Source organism: Streptomyces sp. NPDC047049, from assembly GCF_040643995.1.
Taxonomy (GTDB): domain Bacteria; phylum Actinomycetota; class Actinomycetes; order Streptomycetales; family Streptomycetaceae; genus Streptomyces; species Streptomyces mooreae.
In genome coordinates this window covers 24,741-49,663 of the sequence record NZ_JBEYVM010000031.1, presented here as the reverse complement: position 1 = coordinate 49,663, position 24,923 = coordinate 24,741, and the positions used below count along the sequence as shown (strand labels likewise).

Here is a 24,923-nt window from a genome sequence, read left to right as displayed (position 1 = left end):
CCGGAGCGGGTGGGTGTCCGGACGTAAAGCGAAGCAGTCCGGACACCCACCCGCGGAGGCCCGTCACCGCACCCGACAGCCCCGCGCAGCGGACCCGCCCCGCGCAGCGGACCCGCCCCGCGCAGCGAACCCGCCCCGCGCAGCGAACCCGCCCCGCGCAGCGAACCCGCCCCGCGCAGCGGACCCGCCCCGCGCAGCGGACCCCGCCCGCCGCCAGGCGCAGGCGCAACGGCGGGAAAGCCAAAAACGGGCCGAGGCAAAGCGCAGCGAACCGGCGGGAAAGCCAAAAACGGGCCGAGGCAAAGCGCAGCGAACCGGCGGGAAAGCCAAAAACGTGGGGAGAACTTCTCCGGCAGGAAAGATCCCCTTGGCCCCCTCCACGCACCGCACGCCGAGAACAGCGGTATGCGTGTCGTCCTGGTCACCGAATCCTTCCCGCCCGATGTCAACGGCGTCTCCCACTGCGCCCTGGAAACCGCCCGGCACCTCGTCCGGCGCGGCCACGATCCGCTGGTCATCGCGCCACTCGGTGGCCCTTCGCCGGCCGCCGGTACGCACGAGAGTCCCTGTCCCGTCGTCCGGGTGCCCTCGATGCCGCTGCCCGGCTATCCGCAGGTGCGGATCGCGCTTCCCGGGCGCCGGCTGTCCGCGGCGCTCGACGGGCACCGGCCCGATCTCGTGCACCTGGCCAGTCCGTTCGTGCTCGGTGCCCGGGGGATGGCGGCCGCCGCTCGCCGCCAGGTGCCCGCGGTCGCCGTCTACCAGACCGATCTGGGCCGCTACGCCCGTACCTACCTCGGCGGCGGCGCGGCCACGGCCTGGCGCCGCATCCGGGCGGTGCACGGCGCCGCCGACCGCACCCTGGCGCCCTCCAGCGCGGCGCTGCTGGATCTGACCGAGCACGGGGTGCCCCGGGTCCATCTGTGGCCGCGCGGCGTCGACTCCGAACGGTTCCACCCCGGGCGGCGCGACGCGGTGCTGCGCAGCTCGCTCACCGCGGGGCGGGAACTGCTGGTGGGGTATGTGGGACGGCTCGCGCCGGAGAAGGACGTGGGACTGCTGGCCGAGACCTCGCGGCTGCCGGGTGTACGCACCGTCGTCATCGGCGAGGGGCCCAGCGCCGCCGGGCTGCGGACCGCGCTGCCCGGGGTGCGCTTCCTCGGCCGCCGTACGGGTGATGAACTCGCCCGGCTCTACGCCTCGTTGGACATCTTTGTCCATACCGGGCCGTACGAGACCTTCTGTCAGACCGTGCAGGAGGCGATGGCCTCCGGTGTGCCGGTGGTGGCGCCCCGGGCGGGCGGCCCGCTCGACCTGGTGGACCACGACCGTACGGGGCTGCTGGTCACACCGGGGGACGGCGGCGCGTTCCGGGAGGCGGTGCAGCTGCTCGCGGGCAGCGCCGAGCTGCGCGTCCGGTACGGTGCCGCGGCCCGCAGAGCCGTGCAGGACCGTACGTGGGCGGCGGTCGGCGACCAGCTCCTGGGCCACTACGAGGCCGTGCTCAGCGACCGGACGGCGGTGGCGGCGTGAACGTGCGACACGCCCGTGGGGCGGGTCTGCGGATCGTCCGGATCGCCAACTTCGTCACGCCGGCCTCCGGCGGGCTGCGCACCGCGCTGCGGGAACTCGGCGAGGGCTACCGGGCCGCCGGGCACGAGCCGGTGCTCATCGTGCCGGGGCCGCCGGGGGTGCTCGGCCCGGCCGGATGGTGTGACGAAGCCACCGCACAGGGACGGGTGATCACCCTGCCGGGGACGGCGCTGCCGGGCAGCGGCGGCTACCGCGTGCTGACCGACCGCCGCAGGGTCCAGCAGCTGCTGCACTCCCTGGCCCCCGACCGGCTGGAGGTCTCCGACCGGACGACGCTGCGCTGGACGGGGGAGTGGGCGCGCCGGGCCCGGACCCCCGCGGTGATGGTCTCGCACGAGAGCGTGGACGGGGTGCTGCGCACCTGGGGCGTACCGCAGCCGCTGGCCCGCGCCGCCGCTGACCGGCTCAACCGCCGTACGGCGCACGCCTACAGCCGGGTCGTGTGCACCACGGCCTGGGCGGCGGCGGAGTTCACCCGGGCCGGTGTGCGCAATGTGGTGCGCGCTCCGCTCGGCGTCGATCTCGCCGCCTGGCACCCCGGGTGCCGCAGCACGGAGCTGCGCCGGCGCTGGGCGGGCCGGGCGGAGGTCCTGCTGCTGCTCTGCTCCCGGCTGTCGCAGGAGAAGCGGCCGGGGCGGGCGCTGGACGCGCTGGCGGAGCTGCGGCGGCGCGGGGTCGACGCGACGCTGGTGGTGGCCGGTGACGGGCCGCTGCGGGCCCGACTGGAGGCCCGGGCGCGGTCCGAGCGGCTGCCCGCGGCGTTCCTCGGGCACCTCGCCGACCGGTCCCGGCTCGCCGCGCTGCAGGCCGGTGCCGATGTCGCACTGGCGCCCGGCCCGGCCGAGACCTTCGGGCTGGCCGCCCTGGAAGCGCTCGCCTGCGGTACCCCGGTGGTCGCCAGCGCGGCATCGGCGCTGGCGGGGCTGGTCGGCAGCGGCGGCGATACGGCGCTCGACGACGGGTCCTCGTTCGCCGATGCGGTCCAGCGCGTGCTGGCCCGGCCCGGTCCCGCCCGGCGCGCCGCCGCCCGCCGCCGCGCCGAAGGCTACGGCTGGCAGCCCGCCGTCGAGGCCTTCCTGGCGGCGCACGACGCGCCCGCCCCGCTCGGCAGGCCGCGCACCGCCGTGCCCTTCCCGTCCCCTGCCGGCCCGCTGGGCGGGTGGTGACGGTGCGGCCCGAGGGAGTGGTGATACCGGGCGGCGGAGGAGTGATACCGGAGAGGGGAGCAGCGGTGGCACCGGGCGGGGGAGCCGTGGCCCCGGGCGGGCCGGCCGTGAGCCCGGGCGGGGGAGCGGCGATCCCGAGGCGGGCACCGGGCGGCGGCCGTTCCCCGGCCCCGGTCCTGGCCCTGGCCCCGTCCCTGTCCCCGGCCCGCTTCGTCGCGCTCGGCGACTCGTTGACCGAAGGCCTCGGTGACCCCGTACCGGGCGGCGGCTGGCGCGGCTGGGCGTCCCTGCTCGCCGGGGCGCTGGGCGAGCGGCCGGGCGGTGTGGAACTGGTGAACCTGGCGCGCAGCGGGGCGCTGGCGGCGGAGCTGGCCGAGCGGCAGCTGCCCGCGGCGCGCGCCCTCGGGCCGCGCTTCGCCTCGCTCGTCGTCGGCGCGAACGACACCCTGCGCGCGGCCTTCGCCATCGAGCGGGTCGCGGCCGCCCTGGACCGGGCGCACGGCGCACTGAGCGCCGACGGGGCCGTGGTGCTGACGGCGTGCCTGCCCGATCCGGGCCGGATGCTGGGCCTGCCCGCGCCGCTGGCGCGTCCGCTGGCCCGCCGGATGCGCGCCGTGAACACCGTCGTCCATGCGGTGTCCGCGCGCTACCAGGGCGTTCATCTGCACCTCGCCGAACACCCCTGGGTCGCCGAACGTGCCTGCTGGAGCGTGGACCGGCTGCACCCCAGCGAGCGCGGCCACCGGCTGCTGGCCCGCGGTTTCCATGCGGCGCTGGCCGCCGCCGGCCTGCCCGTGGGACCGCCGCCCGCGCTCACCCTCGACGGTCCGCCGCCGACCCGCGCCGGATCGGCCCGGTGGATGGCGACCCGCGGCACCCGCTGGGTCGCCGACCGGTGCACGGACCTGCTGCCCGGCCTGCTGGGTCTGGCGCTCCAGGAGTGCCGGCACGGGGTGGCGGGATCCGGGCGGCTGCTGGACGCCGCGGCCGACCAGGCCACGCGTACCGCGCTCGCCGCACTGGACGGGGCGGATCACGGGTCGGACGGGGCGGACGGGGTGGACGGGGTGGAGGGGATGAACGGGGCGGATCACCGGCCGGGCAGGGCCGGCGCCCCGGACAGGGCCGACGCCCCGGACAGCCCCGGCGGACCGGACGATGCCCCGCCGGGGAAAACCGCCGCGACGGCGAAGGGCGCTGCGACAATGACAGGATGACCGGACGCTGGGAGTTCTGGATCGACCGCGGTGGCACGTTCACGGACGTCGTCGGCAGGCGCCCGGACGGACGGCTGGTCACCGGCAAGCTGCTCTCGCACCACCCGGAGCGCTACCGCGACGCCGCGGTGGCCGGTATCCGGATGATGCTGGGGCTCGGCCCGGACGAACCGGTGCCCGCCGAGCGGGTCTCCGTCGTCAAGATGGGCACCACCGTCGCCACCAACGCCCTCCTGGAGCGCAAGGGCGAACCGACCGTGCTGCTGACCACCGAAGGGTTCCGGGACGCGCTGCGGATCGCCTACCAGAACCGGCCGCGGATCTTCGACCGGCACATCGTGCTGCCCGAGGCGCTGTACGACCGGGTGATCGAGGTGCCGGAGCGGATCGGCGCCCGCGGTGAGCTGGTCCGGCCGCTGGACGCCGACGCGGTCCGCCGGGCGCTGATCCGGGCCCGTGCGGACGGCCTGCGCAGCGCCGCCGTCGTCCTGCTGCACGGCTACCGCCACGCCGACCACGAACGCACCGTCGCCGAACTGGCCAGGCAGGCAGGCTTCTCCCAGGTCAGCTGCTCGCACGAGGTCAGCCCGCTGATGAAGCTGGTGCCGCGCGGCGACACCACCGTCGTCGACGCCTACCTCTCCCCGATCCTGGGCCGGTACGTCGATGACATCGCCGCCCAACTCCCCGGTATCCGGCTGATGTTCATGCAGTCCAACGGCGGGCTGCGCAAGGCGGCACACTTCCGGGGCAAGGACGCGGTGCTGTCCGGGCCCGCGGGCGGTGTCGTCGGCATGGTGCGTACCGCCGCCGACGCGGGCGGCGGTCACGACCGGGTGATCGGGTTCGACATGGGCGGCACGTCCACCGATGTGTCGCACTACGCCGGTGAGTTCGAGCGGGTCTTCGGCAACGAGGTCGCGGGCGTACGGATGCGCGCGCCCATGATGAACATCCACACCGTCGCGGCCGGCGGCGGCTCCGTCCTGCACTTCGACGGCCGCCGCTACCGGGTCGGCCCCGACTCGGCCGGTGCGGACCCGGGGCCGGCCTGCTACCGGCGCGGCGGCCCGCTCACCGTCACGGACGCCCAGGTGATGCTCGGCCGCATCCAGCCCGCCCACTTCCCCGCGGTGTTCGGACCGGACGGCGACCAGCCGCTGGACGCCGAGGTGGTCCGCACCCGCTTCGCCGAGCTGGCCGCGCGGGCGGCCGCCGAGACCGGGGACGACCGCGGCCCCGAGGAGGTCGCGGCCGGCTTCCTCGACATCGCCGTGCTCAACATGGCCAACGCCGTCAAGAAGATCTCCGTCCAGCGCGGCCGCGACATCACCCGCTACGTCCTCACCAGCTTCGGCGGCGCCGGCGGCCAGCACGCCTGCGCGGTCGCCGACGCGCTGGGCATCGACACGGTGCTCGTCCCGCCGCTGGCCGGGGTGCTCTCCGCGTACGGCATCGGGGTCGCCGACGCCACCGCGATGCGCGAGCAGGCCGTCGAGGCGGAGTTCACCGATCCCGCGGCCGTCGAGCGGGTGCACGAGGTGTGCGAGGCCCTTGCCGGACAGACCCGGCGCGAACTCCTGGACGACGGGGTGCCCGAGGCCTCGGTGACCACCCGGGCCCGGGTGCTGATCCGCTACGCCGGGACCGACTCCACCCTCGCCGTCCCGCTGGCCGACGCCGACACCATGACCGCGGAATTCGTCCGGGCACACCGCGAGCGTTACGCCTTCACCATGGACAAACCGCTGGTGGCCGAGGCGGTGTCGGTCGAAGCGCTGGGCGCGGCCGGCGGCGCGGGCGGGTACGAGGCCCGAGCCGGCAGCAGGGAAGGAGAGCTGACTCCGGCCGCCACGGTACGGATGTACACGGACGGCCGATGGCAGGACACCGGCCTCTACCGCCGCACGGATCTGTGCCCCGGCGACACCCTCACCGGTCCGGCCGTCATCGCCGAGGAGGACGCGACCACGGTCCTCGATCCGGACTGGCAGGCGGCCATGGGCGAACACGGGCACCTCCTGCTGACCCGGGCCCGGCCGCGCACCGGCCGCGTCGCCGTCGGCACCGAAGCGGACCCGGTGATGCTGGAGGTCTTCAACAGCCTCTTCATGGCCATCGCCGAGCAGATGGGCGTCCGGCTGGAGAACACCGCGCACTCCGTCAACATCAAGGAGCGCCTGGACTTCTCCTGCGCCCTCTTCGACGCCGACGGCAACCTGATCGCCAACGCCCCGCACATCCCCGTGCACCTGGGCTCGATGGGGGAGTCCATCAAGGAAGTGCTCCGGCGCCGCGGCGGCGACATGCGGCCGGGTGACGTGTATGCGATCAACGACCCGTACCACGGGGGCACCCACCTCCCCGACGTCACCGTCGTCACCCCCGTCTTCGACGCCGACGGGGACGAGCTGCTGTTCCTGGTGGCCTCCCGCGGCCATCACGCCGAGATCGGGGGCATCACGCCGGGCTCGATGCCCGCCTTCAGCAGCACCATCGAGGAGGAGGGCATCCTCTTCGACAACTGGCTGCTGGTGCGCGACGGCGCACTGCGCGAGGACGCGACCCGCGACCTGCTCGCCGCCGGGCCCTACCCCTCCCGCGCCCCCGACGCCAACCTCGCCGATCTGCGTGCCCAGATCGCCGCCAACGAGAAGGGCATCCAGGAACTGCGGCGGATGACCGACCAGTTCGGGCTGGACGTGGTCCGGGCTTATATGGGACACGTCCAGGACAACGCCGAGGAATCGGTGCGGCGCATCATCGCGCGGCTGTCGGACGGCAGCTGCCGCTACGAGACCGACAGCGGGGCCGAGATCCGGGTCGCGCTGACCGTCGACCGTGCCGCCCGCAGCGCGGTGGTGGACTTCGCCGGCACCTCGCCCCAGCAGCCCGGGAACGCCAATGCGCCCAGCTCGGTGGTGATGGCCGCCGTGCTGTACGTCTTCCGCACCCTGGTCGCCGACGACATCCCGCTCAACAGCGGCTGCCTCAAGCCGGTGGAGGTCCGCATCCCGGAGGGCTCGATGCTCGCGCCCGTCTTTCCCGCGGCCACCGTCGCGGGCAATGTGGAGACCTCCCAGGCGGTCACCGGCGCGCTCTACGCCGCGCTCGGTGTCCAGGCCGAGGGCTCCGGCACGATGAACAACCTCACCTTCGGCAACGACCGGGTGCAGTACTACGAGACCGTCGCCAGCGGCTCGGGCGCGGGCGACGGCTTCGACGGCGCGGACGCCGTACAGACCCACATGACCAACTCCCGGCTGACCGACCCCGAAGTGCTGGAGTGGCGCTACCCCGTCCGCGTCGACGCCTTCGCCATCCGCTCCGGCAGCGGCGGCAGGGGCCGCTGGCACGGCGGCTGCGGCGTCGATCGCCGGCTGCGCTTCCTGGAGCCGATGACCGTCGCCCTGCTGACCAACCACCGCAGGGTCGCGCCGTACGGCATGGCCGGCGGCGCACCCGGCGCACTGGGCGCCAACTCCGTGGAGCGGGCGGACGGTTCACGGTCGGAGCTGGCGGGCTGCGACGTGGCGGACGTCGGCGTCGACGACGTACTGGTGCTGCGCACTCCGGGCGGCGGGGGATACGGGGTGCCGGACGGCGGCTGACCGGGCGGCCGTTGGCCCGAGGGCAGGGCTAGCCCCTGCGCAGGAAGCGGACCGGTGTCCCGGGGACGGCCTGGGCCGCCGGGGCCAGATAGCGCTCGGGGACCACGCCGATGACCGGATAGCCGCCGGTCGTGGGGTGGTCGTGGAGGAAGAGGACCGGCAGGCCGTTGGGGGGGACCTGGAGGGCGCCCAGGGGCATGCCCTCGCTGGGGAGTTCGCCGCTGCGGGCGCGCTCCAGGGGCGGGCCCTCGGTGCGCAGGCCGATACGGTTGCCGGCCGGCGAGACGCGGAAGCGGCCGGTGGTGAGGGTGTGCAGGCCGGCGGCGGTGAACCAGGCGTCGCGGGGGCCGGGCAGGAACGGCAGGACGAGCTCCGTCACCGGGCCGGGGTGCGGGACGGCGTCGGCGGTGGACGGCGGGCCGTGCGGGGTGCCCAGCGGGAGGACCGCTCCCTCGGTGAGCGGGTCGGGGCCCAGGCCGGAGAGCAGATCGGCGGCGCGGCTGCCGAGGACCGGTTCGGTGTCGATGCCCCCGGCGAAGGCCAGATGGGAGCGCAGGCCGTAGGTGGCGGGACCCACGTCCAGGACGGCGCCCGCCGGGACGCGGACCGGTGCGCCCCAGGGGGCGGGGCGGCCGTCGACGGTCACCGGGCAGGGCGCGCCCGTGACGGCGACGGTGGTGGCCGTACGGACCCGCAGGGCGCAGCCGGTGAGCGTGGTCTCCAGGGCGGCGGCGGACTCGGGGTTGCCGACCAGGCGGTTGGCGAGCCGGTGCGCGGGCTCGTCCAGGGCGCCGGCCCGCGGCACACCGAGGTGGGCGTGGCCGGGCCTGCCGAGGTCCTGGACGGTGGTGAGCGCTCCGGCCCGGACGACCGAGAAGGCGCGGTCGGTCATCGGGTGGTCTCCTGCGGGACGAAGCGGACACGGGTGCCGGGGGCGAGCAGCGCGGCCGGCTCGCGGCGCGGGTCCCACAGGACGGTGTCGGTGGTGCCGATCAACTGCCAGCCGCCGGGGGAGGAGCGCGGGTAGACCCCGGTGTACGGGCCGGCCAGGGCGACCGAGCCGACCGGGACCTTCGTACGGGGAGTGTCCCGGCGCGGTACGTGCAGCGGTTCGGGCAGTCCGGTCAGATAGCCGAAGCCGGGGGCGAAGCCGCAGAAGGCGACATGGAACTCCGTCGCGGAGTGCCGGCGCACCACCTCGTCGGCGGTGCAGTCCCACAGGGCGGCGACGTCGGCGAGGTCGGGGCCGTCGTAGCGGACCGGGATGTCCACGGTGGGCCGGTCGCCGGCGCCGATCGGCGGGATGTCCCAGGCGGCGAGCTCGGCGAGGAGCCCGCGGGGGTCGGCGAGGCCGTCGAGGAGCACCGTACGGGCGGCCGGCACGATCTCGCGCAGCGGCGGCAGGGCGCCGTCGGCGGCCCGGCGCAGCAGTTCGGCGTGCAGCGCCTCGACCTCCTCGGCGCTGTCCAGCTCGATCAGCAGACCGTGTTCACCGACCGGCAGCGGCCTCATGCGAAGCTCCGGATGCGGACGCCGGCCGCGGCCAGCTCGGACCGTACCCGCCGGGCGAGGTCCGCGGCGCCAGGGGTGTCGCCGTGCAGGCACAGCGAGCGGGCCGTGAGGGCGAGGCGCCGGCCGCCGCGGGAGGTGACGGTGCGGTCGCGGGCCATGCCCAGCGCCCGCTTGACGACCTCGTCGGCGTCGTGGACCACCGCGCCCGGTTCACGGCGGGGGACGAGGGTGCCCTCGTCGGTGTAGGCACGGTCGGCGAAGGCCTCGCCGACGACGGGCAGTCCGGCCCGCCCGGCGGCCTCGTGCAGCCGCGAGCCGGGCAGCCCGAGGACCGGCAGGCCGCCGCCCGCGGCGCGGATGCCGTCGATGACGGCACCGGCCTGCTCCTCGTCGTGGACGCAGCGGTTGTAGAGCGCGCCGTGCGGTTTGACGTAGCGGACCCGGGTCCCGGCGGCGCGTGCGAAGACGTCCAGCGCCCCGATCTGGTAGGTGATCTCGGCGGACAGCTCCTTTGGCGGCACCTCCATCGCGCGGCGGCCGAAGCCCGCCAGGTCGCGGTAGGAGACCTGGGCGCCGATGACCACACCGCGCCCGGCGGCCAGTTCGCACACCCGGCGCATGGTGGCCGGGTCGCCGGCGTGGAAGCCGCAGGCGACATTGGCGCTGGTGACGACGGAGAGCAGGGCCTCGTCATCGGTGAGCTGCCAGCGGCCGAAGCCTTCCCCGAGGTCGGCGTTGAGGTCGATGACGGGAGGGGTCGCCGGGTCGCTCATGTGGGTCCGTTCCATGGGGCTCGGGCCGGCCGGGCGCGTGGGGGCACCGGTGCGGCGGCTCGGGCGCGGGCAGGGGCGGGCGGGACGTTCCGGCCGGCCCGTATCCGTAGTGGCTCTCCCCCGAGGGCACTCGAGCCGACCGGCGTCGAGGACAACGTAGAGGATTGTTCAACGATCCGACAAGAGGTGTTCGGGGTGCGATCACGGATGCGTTGTTTCGTTCTCGCATCTGGGATTGACTTTCGCTCATACGACTCCGGGACGGCCCCGACTGCCGCCCGGTACGGCGCGAGAACGGGGAGCGGTATGGCGGGCGGAGCGGCGAAGAACGATCAGTGGCGGCTCACCGAGGTCGCGAGCCTGGAAGGCGACCGTGCCCTGCTCGGGCGCTCCAGCACGGCCGAACGGGTCGCCGACATCCTGCGCGACCGGATCACCGAGGGCTACTTCCCGCCCGGCGCCCGGCTCTCGGAGGAGAGCATCGGCGGCGCCCTGGGCGTCTCGCGCAACACGCTGCGCGAGGCCTTCCGGCTGCTGACGCACGAGCGGCTGCTGGTGCACGAGCTCAACCGCGGGGTGTTCGTCCGGGTGGTGACGGTCGAGGACCTGGAGGACATCTACCGGGTGCGGATGCTCGTGGAGTGTGCGGCGGTACGGGGTCTGGGGCCGGGGCCCTACGGCGCCGCGGCGGCCGGCGCCATCGCGGCGATCGAGGCCGCGGTGCAGGCCGGTGAGGCCGCGTCCGAAGACCGGGAGTGGCAGGCGCTCTCGACCGCCAACATCCGCTTCCACCAGGCAGTCGTGGCGCTGGCGGGCAGTCCGCGCACGGATGAGCTGATGCGGGGCGTGCTCGCCGAGCTCCGGCTCGTCTTCCATGTCATGGCCGACCCCCGGCGCTTCCATGCCCCCTATTTGACCCGTAACAGGCAGATTGTCGAGGCCCTGCAGGCGGGCGATACCGCCGAGGCCGAGCGGCTGTTGCTGTCGTATCTGGAGGACTCGCGCACGCAGTTGTCGGGGGCGTACGCGCAGCGCATCGCGGAGGGGTGAGGCCCCGCGAGGGCCGGCGGGGCCGCATGCCGCCCTGGTGACGCCCTCCGTGCAGCCCGCCTGAGATCCACCCCGGCAGACCCCTTGTCGGATCGTTGAACAATCGCCTAGCCTCCGCTGCAATCTCTTCATCTCCCTGTGGACCCGGGCGGGTCCCCGTACGCGGAAGGCGGACCCATGATCGTGCTCCTCGGCGTGCTCGTGGTCGTGATCGGCTTCGCCACGAAACGCAATCCCCTGCTGGTCGTGGGGGTGGCCGGCATCGTGACCGGCCTCCTCGGAGGGCTGTCGCCGGGCAAGGTGCTCGCCGCGTTCGGCAACGGCTTCGCCGGCAGCCGGGCGGTGACGATCTTCGCGATCACCCTCCCGGTCATCGGCCTCCTGGAGCGCTACGGCCTCCAGGAGCAGGCCCGCAACCTCATCGCCCGGTTCGCCGGGCTCACCACCGGCCGTTTCCTGGCGCTCTACCTCGGACTGCGGCAGATCGGCGCCGCGGTCGGGCTGACCAATGTCTTCGGTCCCGCCCAGACCGTCCGCCCGCTGGCCGTCCCGATGGCCGAGGGCGCGGCCGAGCGGAAATACGGCGAACTCCCGGACCGGACACGGGAGAAGGTCAGGTCGTTCGCCTCCAGTGCGGACAACGTCGGCCTCTTCTTCGGGGAGGACGTCTTCCTCGCCGTCGGCTCGATCCTGCTGATCACCGGCTTCGTCAACACCACCTACGGGACCCACCTCGAACCGCTGCACCTTGCGCTGTGGGCGATCCCCACCGCCGTGTGCGCCTTCGTCGTCCACGGCTGGCGACTGCTGCGCCTGGACCGCCACTTGGAACGCGAACTGCTCACCGCCCATGTCCACGACACCGCCGCAGTGGAGGCCGCCAAGTGATCAAGGCAGAGTGGTTCTACTGGCTGGTGGGCTTCAGCTTCCTGGTGATGGCCGCCCAGATGGTCACCGACCGCAGCAACCCCAAGCGCCTGGGCACCGGCACCTTCTGGGGCCTGATCGGTGCCGGCTTCATCTACAGCAGTTGGGTCGTCACCAAGCAGGCGCCGGCCGAGCCGCTGGGCGCCGCGGTCCTCGTCATGGCCTGCCTGGCCGGCTTCGGCTTCACCGGGCGCGGCACCCCGCGCACCACGACCCCCGAACAGCGCACCGCCAGTGCCGCCAAGCTCGGCAACAGGCTGTTCGTCCCCGCGCTCACCATCCCCGCCGTCGCCATGGCCTGCGCGATCGGCGTCAAGCACCTGTCCTTCGGGGGTGAGCCGGTCCTCCAGGAGGGCAGTGAGACCATCCTGGGCCTGGGGATCGGTGCCGTCGTCGCCCTCGTCGTCGCGATGATCATGCTCCGGGAGAAGCGGATCTCCGTGCCCGTGCAGTCCGGCCGCTCGATGCTCGAGGCGATGGGCTGGGCGATGCTGCTGCCCCAGATGCTGGCCACGCTGGGCGCCATCTTCCAGGTCTCCGGCGTCGGCAACCAGGTCGGCAAGCTCACCACCTCCGTCCTGCCCGAGGGCTCGCTGTACATCGCGATCGTCGTCTACTGCGTGGGCATGTTCGCGTTCACCGTAATCATGGGCAACGGTTTCGCCGCCTTCCCCGTGATGACCGCCGCGGTCGGCTGGCCGGTCCTGATAGGCCACTTCCACGGCAACCCCGCCGCCGTCCTGGCCATCGGCATGCTCGCCGGCTTCTGCGGCACCCTGGTGACGCCTATGGCCGCCAACTTCAACATCGTTCCGGCGGCCCTGCTGGAGCTGAAGGACCAGTACGGGCCGATCAAGGCGCAGTTGCCCACCGCGGGGATACTGCTCGGCTGCAACATCCTGATCATGGCGCTGTTCGCCTTCTGAACCCGCTCCGGGCGCGCCTGCCGCACTCCGGCGGCACCGTGCTCCGCCCCGCCCTTGCGTCCCCCGCCCATGGTGCGGTACGCACCGTCCTGCACCCCTCGCACCACCCGCCTCGCCTCGCACCGCACCGCACCAAGGATGACCGTATGACCCGGGTACTGCTGACCGGATTTGCGCCTTTCGACGGCGAATCCACCAACCCCTCCTGGCAGGCGGTACGCGCCGCCGCGGACGAACCGCCCACCGGCATCGAGGCCTTCGCCGTCGAGCTTCCCTGCGTCTACGGAGCGTCGGTGGCGGTGCTGCGCGCCGCGATAGAGGAGACCCGCCCCGGGATAGTGGTGTGCGTCGGCCAGGCGGGCGGGCGCCCCGACATCACCGTCGAACGCGTCGCCGTCAACGTCGACGACGCCCGGATCCCCGACGCCTCGGGCGCCGAACCGGTCGACGAGCCGATCGTGCCCGGTGGCCCCGCCGCCTACTTCTCCACCCTGCCGGTCAAGGCGTGTGTGGCCGCCGTCCGCGCCGCCGGCCTGCCCGCCTCCGTCTCCAACACCGCGGGCACCTTCGTCTGCAACCACGTCTTCTACGGCCTCGCCCACCTCATCGCCACCGAACTGCCCGGCCTGCGCGGCGGATTCGTCCACGTCCCCTACACGCCGGAGCAGGTGGTCGACCGCGCCCAGCCGTCGCTGCCGGCCGACGCGGTCGCCCGCGCCCTGCGGGAGATCGCGGTCACCGCCGCGCACACCCGCACCGATCTCCGGATCGCGGGCGGGGCAACCCATTGAGCGCCCCATTGAGCGCCCCATTGAGCGTCCTGTTGAGCACCGGCACGGGCTCCGGCGCACCCGCCGCGGGACCTGGCGCCGGGCCGCCGCCGGCCACGCCGTAGACTGATCCGCCGGCCCGGCGAGTGGTCCGTCAACGGATCCACCAGCGGTTCCACCCATGAACGGATCCGCGCCGTTTCGTCCGTTGTCAGTGCGACCGCCTACTCTGTGCGACGTGACTTTTTCCGCCCCGGGGCCCGCTGCGCCCCAGCTCAACGGGCCGAACCGGCCCGCGCCGGGCCCGGCAGCCGACGAAGGCCTGGCCCGTCGGCTGCGCGCCCTCGCGTGCACCGCGCCGCTGCACGACCTCGACGTGCGCAAGGCCAACCTCGCGGGCGAGTACGGCATCTATGCCATGGCGGAGGTGGCGCTCGCCGTCATCGATCTCGTCACCCTCCACATGGACTTCGACACCGGCGCCGACCATGAGGAGATAGTGGCGAAGGTCCTCCCGCGGGTCGCCGCCCAGGCCCCCCGCCGCTCCACGGGCGAGCACGAGCGGGTGGCCCGCTGGGTGCTGGAGAACCTGATCAACGTCGGCAGCGTGGACCGCGGTTTCCGGGCCGTTTACGGCACCTTCACCACCGAGGGCCAGTACGTCCGCCGCGACTACGACTTCAAGCTCATCGAGGAGGTCCCCGGCACCGGCGGCACCGTCTTCCTGCGGGCCACCGACGAAGCGGTCAACGTCCTCGTCGGCGCGCTCGACACGGACGTCACCAGCGCCCAGATCGCCGCCGAGGTCAAGCTGGAGGTGCTGATCAACCGCGGCCGGCTGGCTGACGCCCAGCTCGCCGCCGAGCAGGCCCGCTACCGCACCGTGCAGTACGCCGAGACGCTGCGCAGGACCCTGGACGCCACCCGCCGCAACGTCCGCGCCGTGGACTGGCTGGAGTCCGTCCCGGACATGATCAACGAGGCGCTGGACCACGTCGCGGACCGCTACCGCCACGAGAACGCCATCCTGACGAACATCCGCAAGGCCCGGGACGAGACCGAGGAGCCCGAGCACAAGCGCCGCGCCGCCGAGCTCGTCGACATCGTCAAGGACTGCATCCGCCGCCACACCCAGCTGCAGTCCCGGCTGCTGGAGGCCGGACCGCTCTTCCGCGCCGAGCAGGACCGGCAGGCCTTCGCCACCCCCGTCGCCCGCTCCGGACTCGACCTCTACGGCCAGCTCGTCGCGCCTCTGCTGCCGCTCCCCGCCGAGCAGGCCATCCGCGTCACCGACGCCTTCTTCGCCCATGGCACGGGCCTGCGCACGCCCTCGGCCGTCCGGGTCGGCGACCTCGTCGAGGTGCTGCTCACCCCGCCCGTGGAGCGCGAGCACCTGGGCGCCGAGATGCCCGAGCCCGATCTGGTGGCGACGCCCGACGACAGCCGCTTCAGCGAGGCGCAGCTCGACGCCGCGATGACGCTGCTCGACCTGCCCGCCGACGCGCCCCGAAGGCTCTCCGGACTGCTCGCCGACGCACGCCGCAGCGATCCCGAACTCCCCTATCTCGTCGCCCTGCTGGCGGTGCACGCCGCCAGCCCGCCGGTCGGCACGGCGTACCGGCAGGGCGAGCAGCAGCTGCTGTTCGCCGTCGACGACGGCACGGAGCTGACCGACCCCGAGTTCGGCGGCGCCGACCTCATCGTCGGCACGGCCCTGCTGGACTCCGCAGGAATGGCCGCGGACCGTTCGGAGGTGGCGTGATGGCGGACCGTGTCCAGGGCGGGCGGCCGGCGAGCAGCGTGGCGCGCCCCGTCCGGCAGCGCCCCGGCCCGACGCCGCCCGGCCGCCCGGTGCCGTGCCGGCCAGAGAATTCCGAGACCGTCCCCAGCAAGGAGCTTGTTCCGTGACCCAGTACGACGAGACGCCGCAGCCGGATCCGGCGTCCGCGGCCGGTGAACCGGGCTGGGGCGCACCCACCGCCGACACCGAGCCGGCCGCGGCGGGGCCCGCCCCCGAGCTCTCGGCCGCTCCTCCGCTCTCGCCGTCGCTCGACCGGGGGGACTCCCCCGAGCAGGGGCGGCCCCACCCCCTCACCCCGGCCGACGCCGCCGATGCCGCACGGCTGGTGTCCTTCGGCCTCCAGCCCAAGCTGCTGCCCGCCCGTGACGCCGAATACGGCGAACTGCTGCGCCGCTATCGCGACGAGCCCGCCTTCGCCCGGCTCGCCGACGCCGTCGCCACCGGCCTCGGCCTGGTCGTCCTGGAGGTCTCCACCCGCGCCGGGATGGCCGTCACCGCCCAAGAGGACTCCGTCTTCGCCGTACGGATGGGTGACTACGCGCGTCGCGCCTCCGCTGACTCCGCCGACCGCTTTCTGCACGGCCTGGCCCACCTCGCCGTCGCCGCACTGGCCTTCCCGCGCCCCGAAGACCTCGCCGACGACGGCTATATCGGCCGGATCACCGTCAATGGCGTCGACGCCTTCGTCCGGCAGGCCTGCCGTCGCCTGGAGGAGCGCGCCGAGCAGGAGGGCGAGAACACCGACCCGGCCACCGATGCCCCCGGCCTGGAATCCGCCTGGCGCCTCTACGCGCGGCGCAGCGCGACCGGTGCCACCAAGGACGCCCGCCGGCTGGCCGGCTCGACCACGGGCATCATCGCCAAGGCCGTCACGTTCCTCGTGGACTCCGGCTTCCTGCAGCGCACCGGCGATGACTCCGGTGGCGCCTACCGCACCACCGCCCGCTACCAGCTCCAGGTCCGCGACATGGCCGGCAGCGCCGCCATGGCCGAGTTGCTGGAGCTGGGCATCGTCCCCGTCGCCGACGGCAACGCCGCGCTGCTGCCGGGCGAGGACACCGAAGACCTCGACCTGGTCGCGGACGCCGGACTGCCCTTCCACTCCGGATGACGCACCGGCCCCACGACCGCTGACCTCCCGGCCGGCGGGCCGGCGACCGCGCTGGCCGGCCTGCCGCCGACCGAGCCGGCCGACAGCCATCGACGGCTCCGACCAGCTATCCGATCCCGACCACCGACCGCCGACCGACGCCGACCGCCTCTCGCTCCCCCACCCCCGAACCCACCCCCGCCCCCTCCCCCGAAGGGGGAGGGGGCGGGGGCGGGGGAGCGGCGCCGCCCCTCCCGACACGCCAACTTCCCGACACGACAACGAGAGTCCGCCATGTACGAGCTGTCCCGGGTCCGCCTCTACTCCATCGGGCCCGCCGGTGCGCGCTATGCCGACACCGTGCTGGACCTGCGCGGAGTCGGCGCGCCCGTACCCCGACCGGCCCCGGCCCAGGCGGACTTCTTCGAGGACGAACCGGTCGGCCCGCCGCGCCGCCCGGCGCCCGCGGGCGTGCTCTTCCTGGAGAACGGCGGCGGCAAGTCCGTCCTGCTCAAGCTGATCTTCTCGGTGATGCTGCCCGGCCACCGCAACACCCTCGGCGGCGCCAGCTCCGGCGTCCTGCGCAAATTCCTGCTCGCCGACGACTGCGGCCATGTCGCCCTGGAGTGGCAGCACGTCCTCACCGGCGAGAGCGTGGTCGTCGGCAAGGTCAGCGAATGGCGCGGCCGGCAGGTCTCCAACGACCCCCGGAAGTTCGCCGAGGCCTGGTACAGCTTCCGGCCCGGTCCGGGCATGAGCCTGGACTCCCTCCCCGTCGCCGAGGCCACCATCGTCCGCCCCCGCCAGGAGAGCGGTGAGGGCAGCTCCGGCGCCCAGGGCCGCCGGCGCACGATGAAGGGCTTCCGCGACGTCCTCACCGAGGCCGGGAAGAACTACCCCAATCTGGATGTGGTCTGGGAGGAGGGCCACGAGCGCTGGAACGTCCACCTCGGCGAGCTGGGCCTGGACCCGGAACTCTTCCGCTACCAGCGGGAGATGAACGCCGACGAGGGTGAGGCGGCCGGCCTCTTCGCGGTCAAGAACGACTCGGACTTCACCGACCTCCTGCTGCGTGCCGTCACGGACACCCGGGACACCGACGGCCTCGCCGACCTCGTGCACGGCTTCGCCCACAAGCTCGGCCGGCGTGCCGAACTCACCGCCGAACGGGACTTCACCGCCGGTTCCCTCGACCTGCTCTCCCGTATCGCCGACGCCGCCGAGCAGCGCGAACGCGCCCGCGAGGTGCATGCGGGCGCCGAGCGCCGCACCCGCGCCCTCGCCCAGCGGCTGCACGCCCGCGGCACCGAGGAGCGCGGCCGCGCCGCCGAGCTGGCCGAACAGGTCGCCGCCGCGGCCCATCGCGTCACCGACGCCGAGCGGGGCCGCGAGCGCCGCTCCCTGGTCTCCGCCGAACTCGCCTACCGGCACGCCTCGCTGGCGCTGGCCGCCGCCGAGAAGGGCGCCGCCGCCCAGCGCCGTGAGCTGAACGACGCCCGTACGCTGCACAGCGCCTGGCAGGCCGCCGAGACCGCGCTGCGCCACCGCGCCGCCGCCGACCGCTCCGCGCGGGTCGCCGCCGCCATCCGCGAGGCCGAGCGGGACGCCGCCCCCGCGCTCGCCGCCCGGGCCACCGCTGCCGCCGACCTCGTACGTGCCCTGCACAGCGCGGCCGAGGCCGGAGAGCAGGTCGCCAATGAGGAGGAGGAACGCTCCGCGGCCCTCCAGGAGGCCGGTGAATCCGCGCACCGCGACGCCACCACGGCCGCCACCCACGCCCAGCGCGCCCGCAGCGAGGCCGACCACCTCAAACAGCGTCTGGCGGAGGTCACCGAGGAGACCGCCGAAGCCGTCCGGGCCGGCTGGCTGGACGACAGCGCCCCCGACGCCGACCCGGCCCGTGCCGCGCTCGCCGCCTCGGACGCCGAGAAGACCGCCGTCGAGGCCTGGGACTCGGCCCGGGAGACCGCCCGGCAGGCCACCGACCGCGCCCGCGAGGCCACCGCGCGGCACTCCGCCGCCGAGCTGGCGGCGGCCCGTGCCGACGACGCCGCGCAGGCCGCCGGGCGTGCCTACGACGCCGAGCGCCTGGCCGCCGAGTCCATCGGCGCCGAGCAGCGGCTCGCCGACCTCCTCGGACTCCCGCAGTCCGAGGCCAAGTCCCCGGGCGTGCCCGGCCCCCGTACGGCCACGCCCGGCACGGACCCGGTCACCCCCCGCCGTCCCACCGCGGGACCGCTCACCGCCGAGGAGCTGGACCGCAACGCCGACGAGCTGCACGCGCTGCTGGAGGAGGGCGTCGCCGCCGCCGAACGGCAGCTGTTCGACCTGCGCACGGCCGCCGCCGACGATGCGCGGATCCTCGGCGCGCTGGGTGACGGCGGACTGCTGCCTCCGGGGCCCGATGTGCTGGCCACCGTGGAATACCTCGGTGAGCACGGCGTCCCCGCGCTGCCCGGCTGGCGCTATCTCGCCCAGTCCGTCGACCCGGCCGACCACACCCGGGTGCTCGCCGCCCGCCCCGAGCTCGTCGACGGCGTGATCATCACCGACCCGGACACCCATGCGCGGGCCCGCGACGTGCTCGCCCAGGCCGCGCTGCTGCCGCGTTCGGCCGTCGCGGTCGGTACCGCCGCCGCGCTGCTCGCGCCCACACCGGCCCCTGACGAGCGGGAGAGTGGCGTCTTCCTCGTCCCGCCGAACCCGGCGATGCACGACGAATCCGCCGCCGACGAGGAGCGCCAGGCACTGCGGGCACGCGCCATAGAGCGCGACGACGAGATCCGGGCGCTGGCCGCCCGGCTCGCCGGGGACCGGGCGCTGGCCGCCCGGCTCGGCTCGTGGCGGGCGGGCTGCCCGGCCGGCCGGCTCGGGGAACTGGCCGTCGCCGCGGACGAGACCGCCGCGGCCGCCGAGGAGGCCGCCGCCGAGCTGGCCGAGGCCCGTGCGGCCCGCGCCGAAACCGAGGAGGTCGCGGCCGAGGCCACCCGGGTGCGCGACGAGCGCCAGGAGACCGCACAGCGCGCCCGCCGCGCCGCCGACCTGCTGGCCGGACTCGCCCACCGGCTGCGGGAGCGCGCCTCCTGGCAGTCCCGGATGCGTGAACTCGCCGATGAGGCAACCGAGTTCGAGGCCCGCGCCGAGGAGTGCGTGGACCGCGCACGGGCCGCCGACGAGGACCGCAGGGCCGCCCAGCGCGCCGCCGACGACGCCCGCCGTACCGCCCGTGCACTGCGCGCCGAGCGTGCCGAGATCGCCGGTGTACCGGACGAGGTGGGGGCGGCCCCGGAGGGCGCCGGCGCCTCGCTGCCCGCGCTGCGCGAGGCCTACCGCGCCGCCTCCCAGCTCTACGAGAAGGTGGGCGTCGGCGCCGACCTGCGCGCCGAACAGGCCCGCGCCGAGGGCGACGAGAGCGCCGCCCTGGCCGAGCTGAACCGCCTCACCAACAAGGTCCGCACCCGCGCGGAGGCGCTGCTGGAGAGCCCGGACGCCGCCGACGGCCCGTCCCGGCAGGCCGCCGCGGCCCGCGCCGAATCGCTGGTGCACATGCTGGAGACCCGCGCCTCGGCCGCCAGTGAACAGCTCGGCCGGCTGCGTGGCGAGGCCGAGCGGCTGGCCCCCACCGACGGCGAGGCGCACACCGAGCTGCCCGACGAGCTGGTGCCCAAGGACGCCGACCGTGCCAAGGAACTGCTGCGCGCGGCCTCGGGTGAACTGGCCACCGCCACCGACACGCTGGCGGCCGCCCGGGCGCAGCACGAGGAGCTGCTGCGCGCCCACCGCGCCGCGGAGGACGCCGCGGGCGGCTTCGACGAGACCGCCGCCCTGCTGCGCGACCTGCTCCGCGACCACCAGGACGCCGAGGACACCGCCGACGGACAGATCGAGCCGTACGCCGGCCGGGTGGAGGACGCCCGGCAGGCCGCCGCCGAGTCCCGCCGCTCGCTGCGCGGCTGCGCCGCCGACCTCTCCACCGCCGAGTCCGCGGTGCGCGAGGCGAGCGACATCCTCGTACGGCACGCCAACTCCACCCGCTACGAACAGGTCCGTACCCCCGCCCGGCAGCAGATCCGCGAACTGCCCGCCGCGGCCCTGCCGGACCATGCGGCCAAGTGGGCGGAGGCCTTCGCGCCCCGGCTGCGGGTGCTCACCGACGAGCTGGAGCAGCTGGAGCGCAACCGCGACTCCATCGTCGACCGGCTGCGCGGCCTGGTCGAGTCGTCGCTGACGACGCTGCGCTCGGCCCAGCGGCTGTCCCGGCTGCCCGAGGGGCTGGGGGAGTGGTCCGGGCAGGAGTTCCTGCGGATCCGCTTCGAGGACCCCGACCAGGCCACGCTCACCGAGCGGCTGGGCGAGGTGATCGACGAGGCGACCCGTGCGGCCGTCAAGAAGAACAGCGATCTGCGCCGGGACGGGATGTCCCTGCTGCTGCGCGGGGTCAGCGCGGCGCTGCAGCCGCGCGGGGTGGCGGTGGAGATCCTCAAGCCGGACGCGGTGCTGCGCGCCGAGCGGGTACCGGTCGGACAGATGGGTGATGTCTTCTCCGGCGGCCAGCTGCTGACCGCCGCCATCGCGCTGTACTGCACGATGGCGGCGCTGCGCAGCAACGACCGGGGCCGCGACAAGCAGCGGCACGCCGGCACGCTGTTCCTGGACAACCCCATCGGCCGGGCCAACGCGACCTATCTGCTGGAGCTCCAGCGCGCCGTCGCCGATGCGCTGGGCGTCCAGCTGCTCTACACCACCGGCCTCTTCGACACCACGGCGCTCGCCGAGTTCCCGCTGGTCATCCGGCTGCGCAACGACGCGGACCTGCGGGCCGGGCTGAAGTACATCAGCGTCGAGGAGCATCTGCGGCCGGGCCTGCCGCAGCCGGACCCCTCCGGTGAGGCGATCCACGGCCAGATCACGGCGACGCGGATGTACCGGCGTCCGGAGGATCCGGCTCCCGAGGAGGAGGCGGATCCGGCCGGCGGGTGAGCCGCGGCGCGGGAGGTCCTGCGGACGGTCACACCACCACGACCGACCGCAGGACCTCTCCGCGCTGCATCTTCGCGAAGGCCGGTTCGACGTCGTCGAGCGTGACGGTCTCGCTGATGAACCGCTCCAGATCGAGCTTGCCGCTCAGGAACAGATCGATCAGCACCGGGAAGTCCCGGCTGGGCAGACAGTCGCCGTACCAGGACGACTTGAGCGCGCCGCCGCGGGAGAAGAGGTCGATGAGCGGCAGTTCGATCCGCATGTCCGGGTCGGGCACGCCCACCTGGACCAGCGTGCCGGCCAGATCGCGCATGTAGAACGCCTGCCGGTAGGTCTCCGGGCGGCCCACCGCGTCGATCACCACATCGGCGCCGTGCCCGCCGGTGAGCGCGCGGACCGCCTCGACCGGGTCCGTACCACGGGAGTTGACGGTGTCGGTGGCGCCGAACCGCTCGGCGGCGTCCAGCTTGCCCTCGTCGAGATCGACGGCGATCACCCGCCGGGCGCCGGCCCGGGAGGCGCCCGCGATCGCGGCGTTGCCGACGCCGCCGCAGCCGATGACGGCGACGGTGTCCCCGCTGCCCACCCCGCCGGTGTGCACGGCCGCGCCGTACCCGGCCATCACCCCGCAGCCGATCAGGCCCGCGGCCTCCGGGCGGGCCGAGGGATCGACCTTCACCGCCTGTCCGGCGGCGACCAGGGTCTTCTCGGCGAAGGCCCCGATGCCCAGGGCCGCGCTCAATTCCGTGCCGTCCAGAAGAGTCATGGACCGGCCGGCGTTGCGCGAATCGAAGCAGTACCAGGGGCGGGCGCGGCGGCAGGCCCGGCACTGTCCGCAGGGCGCCCGCCAGGCCAGCACCACATAGTCACCGGGCGCCAGGTCCGTGACCCCGGCGCCGACCGCCTCGACGACCCCGGCCGCCTCATGGCCGAGCAGGTACGGGAAGTCGTCGCCGATCGCGCCGTCGCGGTAATGCAGATCGGTGTGGCACACCCCGCAGGCCTGCACGGTCACGAGCACGTCGCCCGGACCGGGATCGGGTACGAGGATCGGCAGCACCTCGACGGGGGCGCCCTTCTTGAGGGCGACGACGGCGCGGGCTTCGTGCGGCATGTCTCACTCCTAAAACAGCGCCTGCGGGGCAGCAGGGCGGGTAGCACGCGTGAGGTGGCACGGATGCCTGTGAGGGGTTGGAGTGGTGCGCGGTGCGGGGGACCTGGGGACCAGATACCCGGGACGGGGGACAGCGGTGGCGAACGGCCCACCTCTGTCGCCGTGTTGCCTATAGTGCGATGGGTTGCGCTATAGGAGACATGCTGGAAGTCGGGTCAGGATCCGTCAAGGGGGATTTTTCGCTAGGGAGACACCCTCTCGGGGCAGACACCGCCTGGGGTGCAGGCACCCCGGCAGGGCACGGCCCCCGGCGGGCTCAACCCGGGTACCCCATCAGGCGGGAGAGTTCCGCGGCCGCCTTCGCGGCCCGCTCCGCCAGCTCCGGCAGCAGCTCACGCTCCATCCGGTACGCCGGTCCCGAGACGCCGATCGCGCCGATCACCGCACCGTCGTGCGCATGGACCGGTGCCGCCACCGCGTTCAGGCCGATCTCCAACTCCTCGCTGGTGCAGGCGAATCCGTCCGCGAGCGCGGCAACGAGCTGCGCGCGCAGACCGGCCGCCGTGGTCAGGGTGTGCTCCGTGAACCGCGGCAGCTTGCGGGTCACCAGGGTCTCCCGGCGCTCCGGCGGCAGATGCGCCAGCAGGACCTTGCCGCTGGCGGTGGCGTGCAGCGGGGTGCGCCGGCCCAGCCAGTTGTATGCGGTGACCGCGGCGGAGCCCCTGGCCTGCATGATGTTGACCGCCGCATCGCCGTCGAGCACCGCGATGTTGGCGGTCTCCCCGGTGTCCTCGGCGAGCGCGCGGCACACCGGCTGGCCCTCCTGCGAGATGTCCAGCCGGATCGCGGCGGCGCCGGCCAGCCGCAGCACCCCGGCGCCCAGGTAGTACTTCCCGCGGTCCCGCTCCTGCTCCACCAGCCCGCGGTGCTCCAGCACCCCGAGGATCCGGAACGCGGTCGATTTGTGGACGCCCAGCTCCTCGGAGATCTCGGTCACCCCGGCCTCGCCCAGCTTGGCCAGGATCTCCAGCACGCTCACCGCGCGGTCCACGGACTGGACGGATCCCGCCCCGCCGCGCCGCTCCTCGGACCGGTCGTCTGCCGTATCGGAAGTGTTCGACATGGGTCTTTGCGTCACCACCCGGTGGCCCCGCGGGGCACGTCTGAGGGCATCTGTCGGGAAGCCCTTGACGGCCCGCTCCCCGGCTTGGATTCTGTTGCGCATCGCGCTCTGCGATGCGTTATTCAGAACACATGATACCGATCAGCGAGAGGGGGGCCAGATGATTCCCGTCTGCCGCATCGAGGACCTGCCCGAGGGCGAGTCCGTCCGGATCGAGATCGACGACCTCACACCGGCCATCGCGGTCTTCCATGCCGAGGGCGGCTACTACGCCGTCGACGACACCTGCAGCCATCAGGACGCCTCGCTCTCCGAGGGCTGGGTCGAGGGCTGCTTCGTCGAATGCCCGCTGCACGCGGCCCTGTTCGACCTGCGCACCGGCGCACCGACCTGTCTGCCCGCGCGCCGGCCGGTGCGCACCCACGAGGTCAGTGTCCTGGACGGCATGATTCACGTCCGGCCCGCCGTACGGGAAGAGGCGGTGGCGTAACGACCGGCGGTGGCGTGCCGACCGGCAGCGGCGTGACGACCCGGCCGCTCAGGCGGCCGCCCGGTCGATCGACGGGCCCTCCCGCGAGGCCCGGCGCTGCCGGCGGCGTGCCCTGCGCCGCTCGCGGCGCAACTCCCGGGCCGTACTGCTCGGCTGCGACTGCACCCCGTTGCGCTGCACCCACACCTGCCGGGTCACCCAGACGTCCAGCACCGCCCAGGTGGCGACCACGGTGCTGGCGACCGTGCCGATCACCGCGGGGAACGCGAACCAGGAGCCCGCCAGGGTGCACAGAAAGGCCACCATCGCCTGGATCAGGGTGAGTGCCACGATGATCACGGCACGCACCGCCGCGGTCCGCACCGGGTCCGCCATCCGGCGCCGGACCGCCGGTTCCTCCTGCCACAACGGCGCTCTGCCGGTGTCCATGAACGCGTCACTCTCCCCGCACTCTCCCCGCGTGTCCGACTCCTCGGTGGCTGCCCGGGTTTCGCCGGGTACATGCCCTCGGTGTCGTACCCCGTCCCCCCTCATCGTCACGTACCGGAGCCGCGCAGAGTGACCCGGGGTAGAGCAAAACCGGCCAACCGTCCGGCATATCGCCGGACGTCAATCACGTGGTCCGGGGCGTGGACGCGGGCAGGTTGTCCGGGAATCGGTGGACAACGGACGGCGATCCTGCCCCGGTTGCTTCCCGACGGCAGGAGAGGTCTTCGGCTTGGTCCCCCGACAGTAGTAGGCTCGCGCCGTTTGTTGACGGAACACCACCCCCGTGCGCCG

General features: G+C 74.2%; 17 protein-coding genes and 1 pseudogene. 12 read left to right on the top strand and 6 right to left on the bottom strand.

What is annotated here, in order from left to right; all coding sequences use genetic code 11:
• The first annotated feature begins 405 nt into the window (after positions 1-405).
• The 4 genes from ABZ851_RS36005 to ABZ851_RS35990 all read left to right on the top strand — a co-directional run bounded on the left by ABZ851_RS36005 (position 406) and on the right by ABZ851_RS35990 (position 7,587).
• The gene (locus tag ABZ851_RS36005; protein ID WP_361136720.1) at positions 406-1,533 is read left to right on the top strand and encodes a glycosyltransferase family 1 protein; all 1,128 of its coding nucleotides are present in this window, start codon (positions 406-408) and stop codon (positions 1,531-1,533) included.
• Positions 1,530-2,759 carry a glycosyltransferase gene (locus ABZ851_RS36000; protein WP_361136718.1) on the top strand — a complete coding sequence of 410 codons (1,230 nt, stop codon included), beginning with the start codon at positions 1,530-1,532 and terminating at the stop codon, positions 2,757-2,759. The genes ABZ851_RS36005 and ABZ851_RS36000 overlap by 4 nt, the downstream gene beginning before the upstream one ends.
• 65 nt (positions 2,760-2,824) lie before the next feature.
• Positions 2,825-3,976 carry an SGNH/GDSL hydrolase family protein gene (locus ABZ851_RS35995; protein WP_361136716.1) on the top strand — a complete coding sequence of 384 codons (1,152 nt, stop codon included), beginning with the start codon at positions 2,825-2,827 and terminating at the stop codon, positions 3,974-3,976.
• A complete protein-coding gene (locus ABZ851_RS35990) occupies positions 3,973-7,587 on the top strand; it encodes a hydantoinase B/oxoprolinase family protein (RefSeq protein ID WP_361136714.1) in 3,615 nt (1,204 codons plus the stop codon). The genes ABZ851_RS35995 and ABZ851_RS35990 overlap by 4 nt, the downstream gene beginning before the upstream one ends.
• A gap of 28 nt (positions 7,588-7,615) precedes the next feature.
• On the opposite strand, the gene ABZ851_RS35985 is transcribed toward ABZ851_RS35990, so the two are convergent.
• The 3 genes from ABZ851_RS35985 to ABZ851_RS35975 are packed head-to-tail and all read right to left on the bottom strand — an operon-like array spanning position 7,616 to position 9,872.
• A complete protein-coding gene (locus tag ABZ851_RS35985; protein ID WP_361136712.1) occupies positions 7,616-8,479 on the bottom strand; it encodes a biotin-dependent carboxyltransferase family protein in 864 nt (287 codons plus the stop codon).
• Positions 8,476-9,099, bottom strand: a complete 624-nt coding sequence (locus ABZ851_RS35980) for an allophanate hydrolase subunit 1 (protein ID WP_336054211.1) — start codon at positions 9,097-9,099, stop codon at positions 8,476-8,478. The genes ABZ851_RS35985 and ABZ851_RS35980 overlap by 4 nt, the downstream gene beginning before the upstream one ends.
• Positions 9,096-9,872, bottom strand: coding sequence for a 5-oxoprolinase subunit PxpA (locus tag ABZ851_RS35975; protein WP_361136710.1), 777 nt, complete (start codon positions 9,870-9,872; stop codon positions 9,096-9,098). The genes ABZ851_RS35980 and ABZ851_RS35975 overlap by 4 nt, the downstream gene beginning before the upstream one ends.
• A 306-nt stretch (positions 9,873-10,178) precedes the next feature.
• Here ABZ851_RS35975 and ABZ851_RS35970 point away from each other — a divergent pair, with 306 nt between their 5' ends.
• The 7 genes from ABZ851_RS35970 (at position 10,179) to ABZ851_RS35940 (ending at position 21,416) form a co-directional block, all read left to right on the top strand.
• The gene (locus ABZ851_RS35970) at positions 10,179-10,922 is read left to right on the top strand and encodes a GntR family transcriptional regulator (protein WP_361136708.1); all 744 of its coding nucleotides are present in this window, start codon (positions 10,179-10,181) and stop codon (positions 10,920-10,922) included.
• Positions 10,923-11,099: 177 nt separating this feature from the next.
• Positions 11,100-11,810 (top strand): DUF969 domain-containing protein, encoded by a 711-nt coding sequence (locus ABZ851_RS35965; RefSeq protein WP_361136706.1) that lies wholly within the window; start codon positions 11,100-11,102, stop codon positions 11,808-11,810.
• A complete protein-coding gene (locus ABZ851_RS35960; RefSeq protein WP_361136704.1) occupies positions 11,807-12,775 on the top strand; it encodes a DUF979 domain-containing protein in 969 nt (322 codons plus the stop codon). The genes ABZ851_RS35965 and ABZ851_RS35960 overlap by 4 nt, the downstream gene beginning before the upstream one ends.
• A 146-nt stretch (positions 12,776-12,921) precedes the next feature.
• Entirely contained in the window at positions 12,922-13,566 is a 645-nt protein-coding gene (pcp, locus tag ABZ851_RS35955; protein WP_361136702.1) for a pyroglutamyl-peptidase I, read from the top strand.
• A 217-nt stretch (positions 13,567-13,783) separates the two neighbouring features.
• The gene (locus ABZ851_RS35950; protein WP_361136701.1) at positions 13,784-15,307 is read left to right on the top strand and encodes a hypothetical protein; all 1,524 of its coding nucleotides are present in this window, start codon (positions 13,784-13,786) and stop codon (positions 15,305-15,307) included.
• A gap of 142 nt (positions 15,308-15,449) precedes the next feature.
• A complete protein-coding gene (locus ABZ851_RS35945) occupies positions 15,450-16,457 on the top strand; it encodes a hypothetical protein (RefSeq protein ID WP_361136699.1) in 1,008 nt (335 codons plus the stop codon).
• Between the two features lie 273 nt (positions 16,458-16,730).
• The gene (locus tag ABZ851_RS35940; RefSeq protein WP_361136697.1) at positions 16,731-21,416 is read left to right on the top strand and encodes a hypothetical protein; all 4,686 of its coding nucleotides are present in this window, start codon (positions 16,731-16,733) and stop codon (positions 21,414-21,416) included.
• 28 nt (positions 21,417-21,444) lie between these two features.
• On the opposite strand, the gene ABZ851_RS35935 is transcribed toward ABZ851_RS35940, so the two are convergent.
• Both ABZ851_RS35935 and ABZ851_RS35930 read right to left on the bottom strand, forming a co-directional pair.
• Positions 21,445-22,530 (bottom strand): S-(hydroxymethyl)mycothiol dehydrogenase, encoded by a 1,086-nt coding sequence (locus ABZ851_RS35935; RefSeq protein ID WP_361136695.1) that lies wholly within the window; start codon positions 22,528-22,530, stop codon positions 21,445-21,447.
• A 316-nt stretch (positions 22,531-22,846) separates the two neighbouring features.
• Positions 22,847-23,653, bottom strand: a complete 807-nt coding sequence (locus tag ABZ851_RS35930; protein WP_361136693.1) for an IclR family transcriptional regulator — start codon at positions 23,651-23,653, stop codon at positions 22,847-22,849.
• Between the two features lie 160 nt (positions 23,654-23,813).
• On the opposite strand from ABZ851_RS35930, the gene ABZ851_RS35925 reads away from it, so the two are divergent.
• A complete protein-coding gene (locus ABZ851_RS35925; RefSeq protein ID WP_361136691.1) occupies positions 23,814-24,143 on the top strand; it encodes a bifunctional 3-phenylpropionate/cinnamic acid dioxygenase ferredoxin subunit in 330 nt (109 codons plus the stop codon).
• Between the two features lie 48 nt (positions 24,144-24,191).
• Here ABZ851_RS35925 and ABZ851_RS35920 read toward each other — a convergent pair.
• Positions 24,192-24,554: pseudogene (locus tag ABZ851_RS35920) on the bottom strand (hypothetical protein); the annotation flags it as partial.
• Positions 24,555-24,923 lie beyond the last annotated feature (369 nt).